This is a genomic window from Chryseobacterium luquanense (genome assembly GCF_026460945.1).
GTDB lineage: Bacteria > Bacteroidota > Bacteroidia > Flavobacteriales > Weeksellaceae > Chryseobacterium > Chryseobacterium luquanense.
The window spans coordinates 135,556-154,740 of sequence record NZ_JAOVZV010000002.1; the positions used below are offsets into that span (position 1 = coordinate 135,556).

At 32.7% G+C, this 19,185-nt stretch carries 19 protein-coding genes; 11 read left to right on the forward strand and 8 right to left on the reverse strand.

What is annotated here, in order from left to right; all coding sequences use genetic code 11:
- Positions 1 to 62: 62 nt before the first annotated feature.
- Both OEA66_RS04100 and OEA66_RS04105 read right to left on the reverse strand, forming a co-directional pair.
- The gene (locus OEA66_RS04100; protein WP_267280187.1) at positions 63 to 1,292 is read right to left on the reverse strand and encodes an ABC transporter permease; all 1,230 of its coding nucleotides are present in this window, start codon (positions 1,290 to 1,292) and stop codon (positions 63 to 65) included.
- 498 nt (positions 1,293 to 1,790) lie between these two features.
- A complete protein-coding gene (locus tag OEA66_RS04105; RefSeq protein WP_267264820.1) occupies positions 1,791 to 2,480 on the reverse strand; it encodes an ABC transporter ATP-binding protein in 690 nt (229 codons plus the stop codon).
- Positions 2,481 to 2,912: 432 nt separating this feature from the next.
- Here OEA66_RS04105 and OEA66_RS04110 point away from each other — a divergent pair, with 432 nt between their 5' ends.
- The 9 genes from OEA66_RS04110 to OEA66_RS04150 all read left to right on the forward strand — a co-directional run bounded on the left by OEA66_RS04110 (position 2,913) and on the right by OEA66_RS04150 (position 12,812).
- Entirely contained in the window at positions 2,913 to 3,887 is a 975-nt protein-coding gene (locus OEA66_RS04110; RefSeq protein ID WP_056077054.1) for a ribonucleotide-diphosphate reductase subunit beta, read from the forward strand.
- Positions 3,888 to 3,908: 21 nt separating this feature from the next.
- A complete protein-coding gene (locus OEA66_RS04115) occupies positions 3,909 to 4,718 on the forward strand; it encodes a hypothetical protein (protein ID WP_267280188.1) in 810 nt (269 codons plus the stop codon).
- 252 nt (positions 4,719 to 4,970) lie between these two features.
- A complete protein-coding gene (locus OEA66_RS04120) occupies positions 4,971 to 6,629 on the forward strand; it encodes a ribonucleoside-diphosphate reductase subunit alpha (protein WP_056077045.1) in 1,659 nt (552 codons plus the stop codon).
- Positions 6,630 to 6,954: 325 nt separating this feature from the next.
- The gene (locus OEA66_RS04125; protein WP_267280189.1) at positions 6,955 to 10,365 is read left to right on the forward strand and encodes a leucine-rich repeat domain-containing protein; all 3,411 of its coding nucleotides are present in this window, start codon (positions 6,955 to 6,957) and stop codon (positions 10,363 to 10,365) included.
- 4 nt (positions 10,366 to 10,369) lie between these two features.
- The gene (locus OEA66_RS04130) at positions 10,370 to 10,615 is read left to right on the forward strand and encodes a hypothetical protein (RefSeq protein ID WP_267280190.1); all 246 of its coding nucleotides are present in this window, start codon (positions 10,370 to 10,372) and stop codon (positions 10,613 to 10,615) included.
- 228 nt (positions 10,616 to 10,843) lie between these two features.
- Entirely contained in the window at positions 10,844 to 11,293 is a 450-nt protein-coding gene (locus OEA66_RS04135; protein ID WP_267280191.1) for a hypothetical protein, read from the forward strand.
- Positions 11,290 to 11,490 (forward strand): helix-turn-helix transcriptional regulator, encoded by a 201-nt coding sequence (locus OEA66_RS04140; protein ID WP_267280192.1) that lies wholly within the window; start codon positions 11,290 to 11,292, stop codon positions 11,488 to 11,490. Before OEA66_RS04135 ends, OEA66_RS04140 begins: the two co-directional genes overlap by 4 nt.
- Positions 11,491 to 11,526: 36 nt before the next feature.
- Positions 11,527 to 11,670, forward strand: coding sequence for a hypothetical protein (locus OEA66_RS04145; RefSeq protein ID WP_267280193.1), 144 nt, complete (start codon positions 11,527 to 11,529; stop codon positions 11,668 to 11,670).
- A 251-nt stretch (positions 11,671 to 11,921) separates the two neighbouring features.
- The gene (locus tag OEA66_RS04150; RefSeq protein ID WP_267280194.1) at positions 11,922 to 12,812 is read left to right on the forward strand and encodes a DUF72 domain-containing protein; all 891 of its coding nucleotides are present in this window, start codon (positions 11,922 to 11,924) and stop codon (positions 12,810 to 12,812) included.
- 3 nt (positions 12,813 to 12,815) lie between these two features.
- On the opposite strand, the gene OEA66_RS04155 is transcribed toward OEA66_RS04150, so the two are convergent.
- Positions 12,816 to 13,406, reverse strand: coding sequence for a hypothetical protein (locus OEA66_RS04155; RefSeq protein ID WP_267280195.1), 591 nt, complete (start codon positions 13,404 to 13,406; stop codon positions 12,816 to 12,818).
- 223 nt (positions 13,407 to 13,629) lie between these two features.
- Between OEA66_RS04155 and OEA66_RS04160 the strand changes: the two genes are divergently transcribed.
- Both OEA66_RS04160 and OEA66_RS04165 read left to right on the forward strand, forming a co-directional pair.
- Positions 13,630 to 14,793, forward strand: coding sequence for a hypothetical protein (locus OEA66_RS04160; protein ID WP_267280196.1), 1,164 nt, complete (start codon positions 13,630 to 13,632; stop codon positions 14,791 to 14,793).
- Between the two features lie 18 nt (positions 14,794 to 14,811).
- Positions 14,812 to 15,210: a hypothetical protein gene (locus OEA66_RS04165; protein WP_267280197.1), complete on the forward strand. Its 399-nt coding sequence runs from the start codon at positions 14,812 to 14,814 to the stop codon at positions 15,208 to 15,210.
- Here the strand turns inward: OEA66_RS04165 and OEA66_RS04170 are convergent.
- The 5 genes from OEA66_RS04170 to OEA66_RS04190 all read right to left on the reverse strand — a co-directional run bounded on the left by OEA66_RS04170 (position 15,207) and on the right by OEA66_RS04190 (position 19,169).
- Complete coding sequence (locus OEA66_RS04170; RefSeq protein WP_267280198.1) at positions 15,207 to 15,851, reverse strand: HD domain-containing protein; 645 nt, start codon at positions 15,849 to 15,851, stop codon at positions 15,207 to 15,209. The two genes, OEA66_RS04165 and OEA66_RS04170, sit on opposite strands and share 4 nt — an antisense overlap.
- Positions 15,852 to 15,955: 104 nt before the next feature.
- Positions 15,956 to 16,792 carry an alpha/beta hydrolase family protein gene (locus OEA66_RS04175; protein WP_267280199.1) on the reverse strand — a complete coding sequence of 279 codons (837 nt, stop codon included), beginning with the start codon at positions 16,790 to 16,792 and terminating at the stop codon, positions 15,956 to 15,958.
- 90 nt (positions 16,793 to 16,882) lie between these two features.
- Complete coding sequence (locus tag OEA66_RS04180) at positions 16,883 to 17,770, reverse strand: ribokinase (protein ID WP_267280200.1); 888 nt, start codon at positions 17,768 to 17,770, stop codon at positions 16,883 to 16,885.
- 55 nt (positions 17,771 to 17,825) lie between these two features.
- Positions 17,826 to 18,467, reverse strand: a complete 642-nt coding sequence (locus OEA66_RS04185) for a DUF4241 domain-containing protein (protein WP_267280201.1) — start codon at positions 18,465 to 18,467, stop codon at positions 17,826 to 17,828.
- 87 nt (positions 18,468 to 18,554) lie between these two features.
- On the reverse strand, positions 18,555 to 19,169 hold the full coding sequence (locus tag OEA66_RS04190) for a hypothetical protein (RefSeq protein ID WP_267280202.1): 615 nt from the start codon (positions 19,167 to 19,169) through the stop codon (positions 18,555 to 18,557).
- Positions 19,170 to 19,185 lie beyond the last annotated feature (16 nt).

Here is a 19,185-nt window from a genome sequence, read left to right on the forward strand (position 1 = left end):
CAATTGTGAATTTTAATTCTTTAAAATTCACTTGCGAAGCAAAACTGACTATTCACTATTTGCTATTCTGTTCTCAATGCTTCAATCGGTTTAATTTTCGAAGCTCTGTAAGCCGGGACAAATCCTGCAATCAATCCAGAGATGACCAAAGCGATGAACGCTGCGATAATTTCATACCACCCCACACTTGGATTTTTAATAAAATATTCTTCTAAATTATCTCCTATTAAATGTAAAGCTAAAACGCCCAATCCTACCCCTACAAATCCTGAAACAACCGTGATAACAACACTTTCCTGAACAATCAAGGCGACAATACTTCCCGGTTTCGCTCCGATTGCTTTTCGCACTCCGATTTCTTTGGTTCTTTCTTTAACGATGTAAACCATGATGTTGCTGATCCCAATAATTCCTGCCAACAAAGTTCCTAATCCAATGAACGTTACAATCCCTGTAAGAACCGCCATAAACATGAAAGTTTCATTCATATTTTTAGCGTTGTTCCAAACACGAATTCCATTTTCATCGTCTGGAGAAACATTTTTTCGGGCTTTAAGACCGTCTTTCAGTTTATCGCCATATTTTATTGCCTGTTCCGGAGTTAGATTTTCATTATAAGCAATGTATGCTGTACTTATCGTATCCGAACCTTTTTTCATCTGCTGTAAAGTGGTAATAGGAATTGTAATATGTCGCTCATCATTATCTCCACCATCATCAGAAAACACTCCGATAACCTTGAACATCGTTCCGTTAATATCCAAATCTTTACCTACTGGACTTCCGTTTTTTATTAAATCCCTTTGCACCATTCTACCGACAACCGCTACGTTTTGTTTGCGTACCAAATCCATGGATGAAAGATAACGGCCTTCCAACATTTTTCTGTTTTCGATGTATTTTTCTTCAGGATCGGCTCCGTTGATTTGATAGGAACCGCTTTCCTTACCATACTTCACCATCAAATTAGCGGTGTATCTCGGCGTAGAATACCCTACTTTTTCCTTATCATTATTCACTAAGAAATCATAATCTTCATTATTCATCGTCACGGTACGGTCAGATTGCAAACCATTGTAAGCAATCGTTGTTTTCCCCGAATAAATGGTAATCAAGTTTTGAGCATCTCGTGCAAAACCTTCTGTAAAAGCATTTTTTAAACCACTTCCGATTCCGAAAAGAACAATAAAAATAAACAGCCCCAAAGCCACGGTAAAACCCGAAAGCACCGTTCGCAATACATTACTGCGAATCGAACTGAATATTTCCTGCCAACGATCTAGGTCAAACATATATTTGTTTTTTACTTTGTAAAAAAGTCAATTTGCTTTGCAGTGAATTTTGCTTCGCAAGTCAATTATTTTAATGTCAATTTTTGCCTTATTCAAATTCACAATTGACTATTTACAATTCATTATTTCAACATTCCACTCAAAAGGATAAATGTTATTTTTAGTTTAGCTCCTACTTTTTCCACATCAACTAGGTTAAGATATTCAGATTCAATAATTATATCAAAACAAGAATCCAATTCTATTACTGAGCCTCTTGAAATTTCAAAATATCTTTTTCTTCAATTTCAGATTTTCTAGAGCATCCTTCGGTAATATTTAAAACTACTGAAGTTGAAGCTCACCGTATCTGATCTGTTAAATTAAATTTTTCTTCACCTGGAAGATTTAAAAACATTTTTTCTCTTTTTAAAATTCACTTGTGTTTACTTGATAATTGTAAATAATCGCATTTAAAATTCACTTGCGAAGCAAAAATTGACCATTCACAATTCACCTTTACAGCACAATCTGCTTTATAAACTCATCACTCTCAATAATTCCGTCACGTAAAATGACGTTTCTTTTCGTTTGTGCGGCGACATCGTTTTCGTGAGTTACTACGATAATGGTTTTTCCTTCGTTATTGATATCCTGAAGCAATTTCATAATATCGTGGGTCGTTTTTGAATCTAGTGCTCCGGTTGGCTCATCTGCTAAAACCACTTTTGGATCAGTTATTAAAGCTCTTGCAATGGCAACCCTTTGTTTTTGTCCACCAGACAATTCGTTGGGTAAATGATTTGCCCATTGTGCCAATCCTACTTTTTCAAGATATTCTAATGCTTTTTCGTTTCTTTCTTTTCTGGAAACATTTTGATAATATAAAGGAAGTGCAACATTTTCTATTGCTGTTTTATATCCAATTAAATTGAAAGACTGGAAGACAAAACCTAAAAATTTGGAGCGATATTCTGCAGCTTTCACTTCATTTAGATGTTCTATGGGAATTCCGTCCAACTCATAGACTCCTGAATCTTTTTCATCCAGAATTCCGATAATATTCAATAAAGTTGATTTTCCGGAGCCAGAACTTCCCATAATAGAGACAAATTCACCTTCAGAAATATTAAGGTTAATTCCTTTGAGAACGTGCAGTTTACTCTTTCCCGTATCGTATGATTTATGTAGATCCTGAATTACTAACATTAAGCTTTGGATGTTTTTATACCCTATAAGTAGCCATCACAATCGTTTTGTTACAAGATTGGGAAATTCTTTTTACTTTACACTTGTTTAACATATTATTAATTAAAAATCAATTACTTATAAATATCTGTTTAATTAAAATCCACCTGAGCAATTTGTTTTAGACGGATAAGTTCCTATAATCCAATAGCAAAGGGAGTTTCATGTAATTGTGGAAAACTTTTAAGGTTAAAAGACAGCCAATTAGTCTTTACCCCTTTCAAAATCAGTGTTCATTTTCTAACTTTGTAGGTATATTCTGAAAGAAAATAAATGAGATTTAAGATTAATCAATCACATTATTAACTTTCGAAAAATCAAATACTTATCGATATATCGGGAGTGTTTGTAAAATTCTATTTTTTACAAAACAAGAGACAAAATATTTACAATATGGGGATTTTCGACAAAAGAGTAAGCTACAAGCCATTTGAGTATCCTGAAGTTCTTCAGTTTACAGAAGCGATCAACAAATCTTTCTGGGTACACTCGGAAGTAGATTTCACGGCAGATGTTCAGGATTTTCAGTCGCAGCTGGAGCCACACGAAAAAAATGCGGTAAAAAATGCACTTTTGGCGATTGCTCAGATCGAAGTTTCGGTAAAGTCGTTTTGGGGTAATCTTTACAATCACCTTCCGAAGCCTGAACTGAACGGTTTGGGAGCGACGTTTGCAGAATGTGAATTCCGTCATTCGGAGGCGTACTCGCGTTTGCTTGAGGTGTTGGGCTATAATGAAGAGTTTCTTCATGTAGTGGAAGTTCCCGCACTGAAAAAGAGAATTCAGTTTTTATCTAATGTGCTGAAACATGCCAACTCTGCAACGCCGAAAGAGTATGTTTCGTCTTTGCTTCTGTTCAGTATTCTGATTGAGAATGTGTCTTTGTTCTCACAGTTTGCCATTATTTTATCGTTCACAAGATTTAAAGGTTTCATGAAAAATGTTTCCAATATTATTGCATGGACTTCTATTGATGAGCAGATTCACGCAAACGGCGGAATTTATCTGATCAATAAAATCCGTGAAGAGCAGCCGGATCTTTTGACTGATTCTGATATTGAAGATATTTATACTTTGGTAGACCAATCAATCGAGCTGGAAGGTGAAATTCTTGACTGGATCTTTGAAATGGGCGAACTGGATAAATTCTCGAAACAGGATTTGATCAACTTTATGAAATACCGTGTTGATGAAAGTTTAACCAAAATCAACATGGAAAAACGTTACAACACCACTGCCGAGCAATACAGCCCGATGAAATGGTTTGAAGAGGAAGTATTTGCGAATTCTATGGATGATTTCTTCGCAAAAAGACCGGTGGATTATACAAAGCATGATAAGAGTATTACGGCGAATGATTTGTTTTAGTGAAATTCAGTTCATAGACGAATGATTACAAAAAAATTTATAGAAGAATATTCATTATTCAGGAAGTTGAAATTTAATCAAACACTTCCTGACAACTTGGGAAATTGGGATCAAATACCAATAAACATGAATTGTCATAAATGTAGTTCTGTTCAAACATTTAATCTAATAAATCGTTACGGATATAATTCAAATTATAATACTCCTGATAATAACGCAGCAGACAAAGTCGCTTCACTTAAATACAAATGTCAATCTTGTAAAATCTTTGAGAGACACTTCTACATCTACATTAATCCTGAGTTAAATGAAATTTATAAAATTGGACAATATCCGGAGTGGGAAATTAAGATTGATAAAGGTCTAGAGAAAACATTGCATAAACATTTAGGCAATTTCAGAAAAGGATTAGTTTGCGAATCACAAGGATACGGAATTGGAGCATTTTCATATTATAGAAGAATTACAGAAGACATAATTGATGAGCTTTTAGATTCAATTGAAGACTTAATTGATGAAGAAAATAAAGCCCAATATCAAGAAGCCTTAGAGAAAACTAAACAAACGCGAGTAACTCAAGAAAAAATATCACTTATAAAGGATTTGTTACCCTCAATTTTAAAGCCAGGTGGCATGAATACTTTGGGAGTTTTACACAGTGAATTAAGTGGAGGACTTCATTCTGAAAGCGATGAAGTTTGTTTGGAAAAGGCAAATCATGTGAAAAACATTCTTACATTTTTGATAAATCAAGTTTTAAAAAGTAAAGAAGATGCTAAAAATTTCACTGAAAGCATGAAGTTTTTACTTGATAAAAAATCTATTAAATAAAGAATCGTTTCATTCCTCACAATAATAGCGCTTATTGGTAAAGATAAAAGAAACCTCGTCTTAGCCCTGATTGCAGCGGCATCCTTTTTTGGGATTGCGGTGGCAGAAAAGTGAAAATGATAAAATAATGTGGTTCGCAATCACAAAAAAGATATAGCGGAAAGCAGGTAGAACAGTGAGGAGGCAGACAAGAATTTCTGCTCCTAAAAAAATAACAAAACAATGTACTCGGTACATTTTACAATATAAAAAATGGAAGAACAAAACAACAATATCTGGTGGCTCAACGAAGAATCTGAGCAAATGCTGAACAGAGGTTACCTTCTAAAAGGGGAAACCGTAGACGGTGCAATCGACAGAATCACGACTGCCGCAGCAAAAAAATTATACAAACCTGAACTGCAGCCGGCTTTCAAGGAGATGATCATGAAAGGATGGATCAGTTTTTCTTCTCCGGTGTGGGCGAATATGGGAACGCAGAGAGGTCTTCCAATCTCTTGTTTCAACGTGCATATTCCGGACAGCATTGAAGGAATTACCCACAAAATGGGTGAAGTAATTATGCAGACGAAAATCGGGGGCGGAACTTCGGGATATTTCGGGGAACTGCGTAACAGAGGAACTGCGGTAACTGATAACGGAAAATCTTCGGGTGCGGTGTCGTTTATGAAACTGTTTGACACTTCAATGGATGTCGTTTCTCAGGGTGGTGTAAGAAGAGGTGCTTTTGCGGCTTATCTTGATGTTGACCACGGTGATATTGAAGAATTTTTATCAATTAAAGACATTGGTAGTCCGATTCAGAACCTTTTTACAGGGATTTGTGTACCGGATTACTGGATGCAGGATATGATCGACGGTGATGCCGACAAACGTAAAATCTGGGCGAGAGTTTTGGAAAGCCGTCAGCAAAAAGGTCTTCCGTACATTTTCTTTACCGATAACGTGAACAGAAACAAGCCACAAGTTTATAAGGACTTAGGATTAACCGTTAATGCGAGTAATCTTTGTTCGGAAATTATGCTTCCTTCAACCAGAGAGGAATCTTTCATCTGCTGCCTGTCTTCTATGAACTTAGAATTATATGACGAGTGGAAAGATACGAACGCTGTACAGTTGGCGATTTATTTCCTTGACGCTGTTTTGTCTGAGTTTATCGAAAAAACGGAAGGAAATTATTATCTAAAAGGAGCAAGAGACTTCGCAATGCGCCACAGAGCGCTTGGTTTGGGAGTTTTGGGATACCATTCTTATCTTCAGAAAAATATGATTCCTTTTGAGAGTTTTGAGGCGACGCAGTTTAATGCAAGGGCTTTCAAACACATCAGAGCTCAGGCGGATATTGCATCGAAAGAACTGGCAAACATCTACGGTGAACCTGAACTTCTGAAAGGTTACGGAATGAGAAATACAACGGTAATGGCGATTGCTCCTACCACTTCAAGTTCTGCGATTTTAGGTCAGACTTCTCCGGGAATCGAGCCTTTTGCTTCAAATTACTACAAAGCAGGTCTTGCGAAAGGAAACTTCATGCGTAAGAATAAATATTTGGCTAAATTGCTTGAAGATAAAGGTCTTGACAACGAAGAAACGTGGAGAACGATTATGCTGAACCACGGTTCTGTACAGCACTTAACTGAACTGACTGACGAAGAAAAAGCAGTATTCAAAACATTCAAAGAAATCTCTCCGATGGAGATTATTTCTCAGGCCGCACAAAGACAGCAATATATCGATCAGGCTCAGTCTCTGAATTTACAGATTCCGTCTACGATGCCTGTTAAGGATGTAAACTATCTTTATATTGAGGCTTGGAAGAAAGGTGTGAAAACTTTGTATTACCAAAGAAGTTCGTCTGTTTCTAAGGAAATGATGGTGAATTTTGTGAGCTGTTCGGCTTGTGAAGCTTAAGGGAAGAGAAAAGTAAAAGTAAAAAGAGCCAAGTTTTGGCTGTGAATATATTATAACCGTGGAAATTTTTCTGCGGTTTTTTTGTTTACCTTAAAAGAATCAAAAAAAAAAAAAATAATTACATAATTTATTTTGGCAATAAGCTTCATAATCTGATTTATAAATACATAACGAAATAATAAACATTTATTTAAATAAAAAACAAAACCATATATTGCAAAAAATGTGAATTAATCAAAATATGTAGAAAAATTAAAATAATATCTTTGTTTTTTGAATTTAAACTTCTCTCGGTTTTATATTGATCAAAAAACAAAAAACACTAATGAAAAAAATTCTATTTACACTATTTGTAAGCTGCTGTTCTGTAGTTTATTCCCAAAACATTAATTTTACAGATTCTAAGTTTAAAGCTTTAATTCTAAGCTCAAACACCACGAATGAGATAGCAAAAGACCTTAACGGAAATTCTATCACAATTGATACAAACGGAGATGGTGAAATTCAGCTTCAGGAAGCTCAACAGGTAGTGGTTCTTAATGTGAAAATGGATAAGACACAGTATTGTGATCCAATAACCGAAGCTGTTACTAATTATATTTACTATTTTACTCATCTTCCAGAAAACATTTCTGATGCTTTGCTTTTTACTAATGTAGAAGAACTCTATATTTCAGACACTAAAAATGCAAATATCAGTTTTGTAAATAATAGTAAAATTAAAAAAGTGATGTGCATGAATCGTTGGTTTTACAACGAGGCATCTTTCAACGGAAGTTACTATGACTCTGATTTTTTTCCTGTAGATTTTACCATTGATAATTGTCCGTCGGTTTTAACAATGAATGATATTAGTGCTTTTTATCATCCTTCTTTTTTAGGACAGGCCATTTTTAGAATTAAAAATAACCCACAGTTTAATGGTGCATTGGTGATGAATAACAAATTGGTTTCTGAATTGTATATTGAGAATGTCAATTTAACATCAATTGATATCGATGATTGCAGAGGCCTTGTAAAATTATCTGTTCCCAATATTGCAACACTACAGACGATTAATATTGCCAATACACAAGATTCACAAACAGATGATCAGGAAATTAATTTGATTGCGAATAATTGCACTGCCTTGCATGAAATTATTTTAGATGGCGATTATTATGACAGTTGTGCAGTTTATTTATCAGCAATCAATGTAAACGGATGTTCTTCTTTAAAGAAAATAAAAGGCGTTAACGCTTCGAATATTGATTTTTCAACAGCAGGATTAGTGAATCTTGAAGAATTAGACTGTGCATATTATAACAGATACATTTACACAACAAATTCCCTGGGAAGTGTAATACTAGGAAATGTAACATCATTAAATCTTGCAGGGCTACCAAAACTAAAAAAATTAACAGCCTTTAATCAACCTCTCAATTATGCAAATATAAATGTTTGCCCACTCTTGCAAGAGATAAATATCGTAACCTCAAGTCAGTTTTTAAGTAATTTAAATGTAAGTAATTTAACCGCACTGCATACACTAAAAGCTTATAATGGTGCTCCGGAGGATTCTAGCGTACCTATAAATCTACAAAATATAAATGCCCAAAATTGTACAGCTCTTACGGCTTTAGACATCTGGGGAAACTATGATTTAAAAACTTTGAATCTACAAAATTGTTCAAGTCTCCAAACTTTGGCTATAAGTGACAACATACTTTACAATTATTTTAGTCAACTCAATACATTAAATCTCCTTCAATGTTCAGGTCTTGAGGAGTTATATATCAAATACACAAAAATCAGTTCATTAGATATTTCTGATTGTACAGGATTAAAAAAACTTGATCTTATTGAAAATAATTTTCTCAATCAATTGAATATTTCTAATAATATAAATTTAGAAGAACTTCACATAGAGAAACTCCCTTTGATAGCACAATTAAATACTTTAGCTAATGTCAATCTAAAGAATGTATTTTTTAAAGAATGCCCATTATTAACACAACTGGATTTTTCAACCGCTTCACATTTAGAGAGTTTTTCTGCAATAGATAATTTAAACTTAGTTTCAGTTAATCTTCACAACAACTCAATAGAACAGTATGTTGAAAATTATAATTACAATCCCAGCTTATCAGTTTGTGTTGATGATGCACAGCTGGCAACCTTTGTTGATTTTGATATAAATTTCACCTCAGATTGCACAAACCTAATCCAAACTATATGGAATGGTACAACTTGGAGTAATGGAGCTCCTACGTCAGCTATTAATGCATTTATTGCTGGAAATTATTCTACAACAACACAACCTATGTTCACAGCAAAAAATATTATTGTTAATAACGGAGCTGTTTTAGAAATTACATCAGGAAATACAATCAACGCTGCTGATGTAACGATAAAAAATGGTGGAAACCTTATCCAAACAGATGGTTCTATATTAAATTATACCGGCACTTTCAAAGTAAAAAAATACTCAACAAGTGACTTTGATAAGTACGCATTCTGGTCTTCACCAGTTGCTTCACAAGATCTTAATGCAATCTACGGAACAGGAATTACTCCTCAATTTATTACAGAATATAATACCGCAACAGACAATTTCGTAAACGCAGCTTCTGCAACTTCAGCTTTTGGTAAAGGATATTCTATTAAAACCCCTTCAGGATCAATTGGAAACGTAACCTTTACAGGTGCCCCAAACAATGGTTCTCAGACTTACACTTTGGCAACAACAGGAAACAGATTTAATTTGGTGGGAAATCCTTATCCTTCAAATTTGAATTTAGATACTTTCTATATAGCAAACCAAGGAAGAATTTCTAATACCATGTATTTTTGGGATAACACGAGCAATTCTGTAACTACCCAAGGAGGAGCTAGTTCTGTAAACATTGGTTATGCTACTTATAATGCTTCTACTTCGGCTTGGGTTCCTGCGCCAAATATTATAACAGTTCCTACAGGAAATATTGCTAATATCGGACAAGGGTTCTTTGTACGAGCATTACCTGCTCCCTCAGATACTTCTTTAAGTTTCAGAAATGATATGAGAGTGGCTACATCAGGAACTTTCTTTAATAAAAACAATTCTCTTACAGAAGCTAAATTCTGGTTGAGATTAAACTCTTCTTACAATTCTAATAATACTTTTGCAGTTGCATATCTGTCTTCAGCATCTGATTCTTTCGATCAATATGATTCTAAAGCAATTGGAATTGGTTCTGATGCATTCTATACAATAGCAGATGCACAAAAACTGGTAATTCAGGGAAAATCGGATTTCGACATCAACGATGTAGTTCCGGTAGGTACTAAGCATTTTCAGAACGGAAACTTTACGATTTCTTTAGCTCAAAAAGAAGGGGTTTTCAATAACGGACAAGCGATCTATCTTCACGACAAAGAATTAAGTACCTACACTAATTTGCAGAATGGCAGCTACAGCTTTACAGCAAATGCAGGAGAATTTGCAAACAGATTTGAGATTGTTTACAAACTAAATGTTTTGGCAACTGCAGAAGCCACTAAAACTTCTTTTGAAGTATACAGAGAAGGTGAAGATTTCTTTGTGAGAAATGATAAAAATATTGAAACAGTTGAAATATTCGATGCTTCGGGAAGAAAAGTAATGCAGCTAAATGCAAATGCAAAATTGGTGCGAGTGAAATTGGATACAAAAGGTTTATACATCCTAAAGGCATTTTCAGCAGGGAAAGAATACTCTAAAAAAATAATGAAATAACATAATGAAAAAATTAATAATAACATTTTCGATTGTTCTTTCGGGTTTTGCGTGCGCTCAATCTTCAGACGATAATCCTTATCTATATGATGAGCCTTCTCCAACCGAAGGAGATACTTTTCCCGGAAATCCCGGCGATCCTAACGCAGCTCCCGTCGATCAATATATTCCTGCACTTTTTGTTTTAGCTATAACAATCATTCTAGGTGCATCAACAAAAAAAGATTTAGATAAAGCAAAATCAAGATAATATGTATTAAAATCTGTTTCACAAATCATGAAACAGATTTTTTTGTCTTATCTTAATATTAAAAGATCAATTTTCAATCAAAAAATTAAATTTCGCTTGATAAATAATCATGTAAAAAGTTAATATTCCTATCATACAGAATGATTTTGTAATTTTTCATTAAAAAGTAAAAAAAACTTTACATTTTGTAAAATATTTTTTACATTTGTTTTATTAAAAATTACAAACATGAATACATTACAACTTTTATCAAACCGTTTTAAAACAATCGGTTGGTTAATTTTTATTCCTTCTTTAATTCTTGGATTGATTTCTCTCATTGGAATTATGAACGTTGAAATCTCTTTGCCTGTGATCTACAGTTCCGGATTTTTCAATGATGAAAACCAAGGTTTCCTGAAAACAACAGAAATTGATTTGTTTCCAAATTTATTTGGTGTTTTAATTATTATCGGAGGAATTCTGGTAGGATTTTCTAAAGAAAAAATTGAAGATGAATATATTTCAAGCTTGCGTCTAAAGTCCATTTTCTGGAGCCTGATTGTCTCCTACTCTATTGTTCTTCTATTATTTATTACAGTTTTCGGAAGCCTGTTTCTCACCGTTATGATTCTTATTATATTTCTGCCTTTGGTTTTGTATATCTTCAGATTTAATTATTTACTGCTAAAGAAATGAAAAATAAAATTAAACTCGAAAGAGCCATAAAAAATATCACACAGGAAGATTTAGCTAAAACAATCAGCGTTTCGCGACAAACCATCAATGCAATGGAAGCGGGAAAATATGTTCCTTCTACAGTTTTGGCTTTGAAAATTGCGAGATATTTTGAAAAGAAGGTTGAGGATATTTTTCAGTTGGAAGATGGGGAGTGATTGTACATTAACTGATTAATTTCAATTTATACTCACATGAATCAAATCAGATGTTCTGTGTATGATTATGCAATCATTTATCTTGTAAAAAACGAAAGCGTGGGGTTTGTTCATAGAAGAACCTATTACACGCCAATAATTTTAAAGAAAAATGGAAAATGGTATCGTTTTGACAGCTGAGATGAGATCAATTATAAATATGAAAACATTGACGATGAAAGTCTAAATATTAGAAAAAATATAGCGATTGGAAAAGCTTCATTTCAAGAAAAAATAAAGAAAAAATAGCTTATCAATGTCTTTTATTCTGAAAAATTCTCTATTCCAATCAATAAAAATAAAGTCAAAATTAAATGTCTCAAATCAGCAGAAAAACTTTATCAATCTAATTAGATTTACTATTTTTATTAATACAAAAAAACCTAAGTCAAATGAAATTCGGACAAGTAGAAGACCCTTCAAAAATAGATTTCACGTTACCAAAAGATCATTCAAGAACCAAAGAAATTTTAAAGCAGAATAAAAAAGGACTTGAAAATATCTCTATTGGTTGCGCAAAGTGGAATAAAACAGACTTAAAAGGATTTTATCCAAAAGGAACAAAAGATGAATTAACCTATTACGCAACTCAGTTCAATTCAATAGAATTAAACGCTACATTTTACTCTTTGCCAAGTTCTGAACAGGTTTTAACTTGGAAAGAAAAAACTCCGGCAAATTTCAAATTTTTCCCGAAAATCACCAATACGGTTTCCCACTTCAGAAGACTTTTGAATATTGATGATGTCGTAACACAATTTGCAACGGCAGTTTTGAATTTTGATGAAAAATTGGGAATGGTTTTCCTTCAGCTCCATGATAATTTTAAGCCTAAAGATTATGAAAGATTGGAACATTTTGTTAATAAATGGCCAAAAGAAGTTCCTTTAGCTATTGAACTCAGAAATACGGAATGGTTTACCGACGAAGAGATTTTTGATAAAACTTGTCAACTTTTTGAGGAGAATAACATCACCAATATTATCGTAGATACAGCAGGAAGACGAGATATGCTTCACATGAGACTCACAACTCCAAATGCTTTCATCAGATACGTTGGAGCCAATGCAGAAAGTGATTACGAAAGATTAAACGATTGGTTAAATCATCTTACCACATGGAAAAAAGAAGGTCTTCAGAATCTTTATTTTTTCGTTCACCAAAACATTGAAAAAGCATCGCCCCTTCTTTCAGCATATTTCATCGAAAATTTAAATAAAGAATGGAAAACTGATCTTCCGATTCCAAAAATGGGGCAGGAAAATATGCCGAGTTTGTTCTAAATATTATTTCTTTCTGACCAATAAAACAAAATTCAGGAACAGTAAGAGAAAACAAAGCGTTACCCAGATTCCCATCAACATATTTTGGTAATTGTCTTCCTCAATTTCCTTTTTTGCAATTGCGGAAAGTTTTTCGCTTTGATTGATATAATTCTGAACTTCAATCATCTGATCCATATTTTTATTGGGAACAGAATGCTGGGAAAAATAAACGAGATTTTTTTTACCTAAATATCCTGCAATCCAATATTCATCAGATTTATTCATTTTCAGGTACTCAATTCTGTAATATTCCGGACGAATTTTTCCGATATGCTTGGTTTCTAAAGGCGTATTTTTATCGAGATTATTGATGTTGATTACATAAAAATCTAACGGTTGCGGAAGTTTATTTATCACTTGCAACGACAATGAATCATTAACAATTCTCACCGCCGATTTTTGGATAAACCAATAGGTAAAAACAGAAACCGCAAAAACCACACTCGCAATCCTGAAAAGTTTAGCCAACTGACCCACCTTTCCTTTTTTCAGTTTTGAGAAAAAAAGCGAGAAAACAAGTGACAGAAAAATAACAAAAATGATAAATCCCATATCGCAAAGATACTTATTTATGTACACATACTTTTTCTCATTTACTCAGCTAAAAATATTATTAATAAAAATTTTAATTACCGTTAAAAATTTTAAACAAAAGAGTGAGAACCTATTGAATTTATATATACTTCATAAAAAAAATGAATTTTAACTATTAAATTTATATTAATTGTTTTTTTTATTAAATTCACTAAACATAATTAACAAAATTTAACACACAATGAAAAACTATTTAAATCAAATTTTATTAGCACTATTGCTAATATTATTTTCTTGTCAGAATTCTCAACAAGAGTTACCGAATCAATGCGATGAATGCCAAACTAGTGATTATCTAATTAAAGATTTAAAAATCGGAAGTAATAACTTTAAGATGAGAGATTACAATATTGGTACTCCAAGCGATCCTGATTTTTTTTCAATTAATGCACCCGAAGCAAAAATCTCTGAGGTAATTAAATTTATATCCAACAAAAGTTTAGTAAAAAAAACAAAAGCATTAATATTATTTTCTAACAATGGCAATAAAATTGACGATTTAGCACCTGAAGATATTGATGCATTTGTAGCATATGAACAAAATAATAATGGAAATTATAATGTAAGATTGTTCAGTAAAATCCAAGGAGAATATGTTGAAAATAAAATCTCTAATTTAAAAAGTAATATTATTTCCTCAAATGACTTCAAAAATATATCATTATTAATCAATAATGATTTATATAAAAAGACATTTGCAATCATAGATATTCATAAATTAATTAAAACCCCTCCTCAAAAAATGGAGTTACAAAAGGAATTATCCCACAACCAAGCAATATTAGCAAAGGGAGGTAGCTACTGTAGTTTTCCTTGTAATCCTCCTGGAGCTGATGCATGGTGCACTGTTACAGAAGGCCAAATGGGAGACGAAAATTGGTTTTGCTTGGCAGACCCAAGACCATGTGCCGCAGATCATTCATTAAGTCTAGCTACTGAGCAAACTGAAAGTATACAACAATATAGAAGTTTAAATACAAGAGAATTTCTGCATGGTTTTAGAGACGATTATTTATCTAAATTTAGTAATGGTTCCAGATATATAGAAATATATTATAATCTATCTGAAAAAATGGATTATTCTAAAGTAAACATGGATTTTATAAATGAAAATTTTATCTTAATTAATGATATGAAACCTAAATTAGAATCTCTTATTTCTAATGTAAATTCTCAAAGTATAATTATTATTGATAACGCTACTGCAAATAGACTAAACAACTATTTAACAAAATACTCTTATCTATTCTCAGATGAAGATAGTTCGAATGATATAAACTACTTGATCAACAAAATAAATCAGTTTAAAAACAAAAATAATCAGTATATTACAAATAATTTATAAGCTAAAGCAATGAAATATATGATTATACTTTCTTTTGGTTTTTCAATGCTATTTTGTTCTTCAAATAATCAAAATAACATTTCTGGTATTTATAGATCTCCAAAAAACACTAAAACAAATCAATTTTTATTTGGGACTTTTGTGACCGAGTTAGAATTAAATTTAAAGAGTGACAGCACATACACAATGACAACGTGTGCTCAAAATATTAAAGGCATATGGAAACTAAAAGAAAGTAAAGTCATATTAATATGCGAAGAAAAAAAAATGATAATTGATAGCTTAAACAATCTTCAGAAATTTGCTAAAGGTAAAATTTGTGGTAATGATGAAATTTTTAATATCACAGATGGAAAGTTATCTCGTAAAGATAAAATTGGTATGAGAGATATTAATTTTATTTTATTAAAGAATTAACCTACATTCCACTCTTTCAAAAACTGGTCGAGGAAAGTCAGCATAAACCGATGTCTTTCTTCGGCTATTTTTTTGCCTTCATTGGTATTCATCAGATCTTTTAACAACAAAAGTTTTTCGTAGAAATGATTAATGGTTGTTCCGTTTGATTTTTTGTACTCTTCCTTTGACATATTCAGTTTTGGCTGAATATCGGGATGATACATCAGATTATTTTTGAAACCTCCAAAATTGAATGTTCTTGCCACTCCAATTGCACCAATTGCATCGATTCTATCGGCATCCTGAACGATTTTTAATTCAATAGGTAAATCTTTAGGCGCTTCTCCTCTATTTTTAAATGAAATATTCTGAATAACAAATAAAACCTGCTGAATAATTTTTCCGTCAACACTCTGACTTTCTAAAAAATCTCTTGAAATTTTTAAAGCTAAAGTCTCGTCTCCATCATGAAATTTCGGGTCTGCAATATCATGTAACAAAGCTGAAAGTTCTACTACTTCAAGGTTACAGTTTTCAGTCTGAGCAATTTTTCCGGAAAGTTTCCAGACTCTTTCGATGTGAAACCAATCATGCCCAGCTTCTGCGCCTTCTAGTTTTTCTTTTACGAATTGGATTGTGCTTTCTATTGTGTTGCTCATTTTTGAATTTAATTTTTTTGTTACATATTTTTAAACCACCCGTCAAAAATTCCTTTGGAATTTTCGCCACCCATCCAATGGAGGGAAATATTTATCGCTTAACATCAAATCGTATTTAAAACAATATCCCAAAGTTTTTTATTATAACTTCTAAAAAAATTGATATGACCGATTTCGCCTTTTTCAGATTCTGAAGTTTTCAAGAACCTGTAATTTGGTTTTAGATTAGGATAAGTTTCATCGAGAAGACTTTTCACTCCTTTTTCTGTTAACCAAACATCATCTTCAGCATACAAAACCAATACTTTTTGGTTTAAATCTTTAGAATAATCAGTGGTTTTATGCAATAAATTTTCGGTGGATTTCCTGTTCAAAATTAAGGTTCTCCAATCATAAGCGCAATTTTTTGGAAGACTTTCTCCCAATCCGAACCAATTCGCTGGAAAATAACCAAATAACTCTGTGAAAAACGGCTGAGCAAATCCGAAACCGAAAAAAGCTTCCAGTTTTGTCTTCCATTTTAGGTTTCCTATGTATGCATTTTGGGTAGCAACGAAGATAAATTTCTCAAAAATTTTAGAATGCTCATTCATTCCTATAACTAAAGCACCAACAGAATGTCCCAAGCAAAATTTCTGATAATCAGGGAAATTTTCAACAATAAATTCCGTAACCGTTTTAAAATCTTCACTTCCCCAAATTCGCATAGAAGCTTTAAAATTTTTCATTTTCTGAGGTTTTGAAAGCCCTATTCCGCGATAATCGTAAGTGATTACAGTAAATCCTTTTGTAGAAAAAAACTGAGCAAAAGAAAAATAAACCTGTTGTTTTACACCCGTTGCTGAATTGATCAGAATGATTTTCCTGTTAGATTTTTCAGGTTTAAATAAATGTGCAACAATTTGTGTTTTATCTTTTGTAGTCAGTATGAGTTTTTCCATGAGAAGAAATAAAAAATCCACATCAAATGTGGACTTTTTAGTATTATAAATCTTTATTTTAAAGACTTTTCAATATGCATTAAATAAAGTTTAAATCAAATCTTTAAGATAAGGAAGTGCAGATTGCGCACCTTTTCCTGTAGAAACTTTTGAAGAAACAATATTCCCAAATTTCACGCAGTCTTCAATTGTATTTTGATGACACAAAGCGACTGCAAAACCTGAAGTAAAAGCGTCTCCCATTCCCATTTTGTAGACCATACTTTCATTTTCATTACGAAAATATTTCATTTCTGTTCCGTCAAAATAAATGGTAGAATTTGTTTCGTCTCTTACAAAAAGTTTGTTGAAATATTTTTTCAGAATTTCTTCCCTTTTATCTTCCCCGAAAATGATAGAAAGTTCATTACTTTTAGCAATAATAAAATCAACCTGATCAAGGATCTCTTCATTAAGTTTTTTACCCGGTGAAGCATATAAACCGACCATTTTACCTAGTTTTTTTGCTTTTTTTACGGCATATTCAACTACTTCCATCGGAATTTCCAACTGTAAAAGAACAAGCTCCGAACTGTGAATGTACTTTTCGGCATCATTGATTTGTTTTGTAGTGAGCATTTTGTTGGCGGCAGGATCTACAACGATTGAAAAATCTCCGTTACAGCTTGTCACATAAGCAATTCCTGTCGACTCTTGATCTGTTTCGTATACAAAACCAACATTAACGTTTTCTGTAACCAAATTTCGCATAATTTGCTGTCCTAAAGGATCGAAACCAACACAGCCTATAAAGTAAACACTCGCTCCCAATCTTGCTGTACCAACTGCTTGATTTGCGCCTTTTCCTCCAAAAAAATTTTCAGAATGATTTGCCATTACCGTTTCGTTGCACAAAGGAATTTTGTCGGTATATAATACCAAATCCAGCGAACAGCTACCTACAACCACAATTTTTGGATGCTCTGAAGAAAAATTCATACCTAATAATCTTAGTCTTGTAAATTAAAAACTAAGGCTTTAAAAGTAAGCAATTTTAGTTCACCAATATCTCAATAAATTCAGTAATAATTTTTACCGGATTATTTTTATCATCAAAACCGATATAACTTGCGTAAAAACCTTCTCCGTAACCCGTTTCGAAAGCGAAAATATTCCCGGGATTTTCTTCAGTAGGTTTTAAAAACGCAAACTGATCAATTGCTCCGTTCTCATCAAAGAAATGTTCATGAAAAAATTCTTCATAAATCCCCATAAAGTCATCCCCTTTTCTCTGGAAAATTTTTTGTTCTAAAAGATTTAATTGTTCCTGAGTCTGAACGTCCATAAAGCAGCCCATTCCGCTTTCTACAGGATAACCGTACACTTCACCTTCAGCAAGATCTTTTATGTTTTGTTCTTTTGTTGTCGCTAATTTCCATGAAGAAATTTTTGTATTACTAAAAATAATTTCAGCATACGCAACACAGTTACTTTCTCTTTCTTTATGAAGTAAAACCTGAAAATCTCCTTTTGGAAATTCAGTAGAAAACGGCTGCATATCGTTCGTAATCAAAGGATCACAAGCAACCAATTTTCCTGTCGAAAGATATATTTTCCCGACTTCAAAACTTTCTAACAGAGGACTTTCGACAAAGTCTTTTGAGAAGAGTTTTTGTATATTTTCTAAGTGTGTCATTTTAATTTTAAATTAAGCCTAAGGTTTAGGCTAAAATGAGATTTAACCTAAACCAAAAACCTTTATAAATTATAAATTTTTCAGTTTTTACCAATTACTTTCTTCAGAATAAATTTTAAACAAACCTTCTCTATATGGTTTATTTATCTGTTGAATTCTATTTTGCAAAATTTCCCAGCTTTCTTCGCAATAAGATTGTAAAACATTTTTTAATTCAATCTTGTTATTATTAACATATTCTACAGGAACAGGAAAAAAATCTTCCCAATGAGTAGTTGTATTATCAGAACCTTGATACAATGCAACAGTTCCTATTCTGTCATTCAATTTCCCTTTTCCTTTATAAGGTATAATTTTCACCACAGGATAATTGCCTCCAAATCCTATTGACAGATTTGTTGTAACTGCAACTAATTTGGGATTTTCAGAAATAACGATTCCACCATTTGAATCTCCATGTGCAAAGTGCTCTTTTTTTCTTCTCCAATAAAAAATATTTATTGCTAAAAAAATAAGAAGCGCAATTCCACCCCAAATCAATGAAACATCAATAGTAAATGCTATCGAAGCCAATAAAGCAATTAATAAAAAAATAGGCTCGTGAATATGCCTCATCAAAACCAAAGGCATCACTTTGACTCTGCCCGGGTTTGAAGCAACCGTATTGCTATCTAATGTGAAAATTTCTCTATCGTCTTTCATTCAAAACTAATTGAAT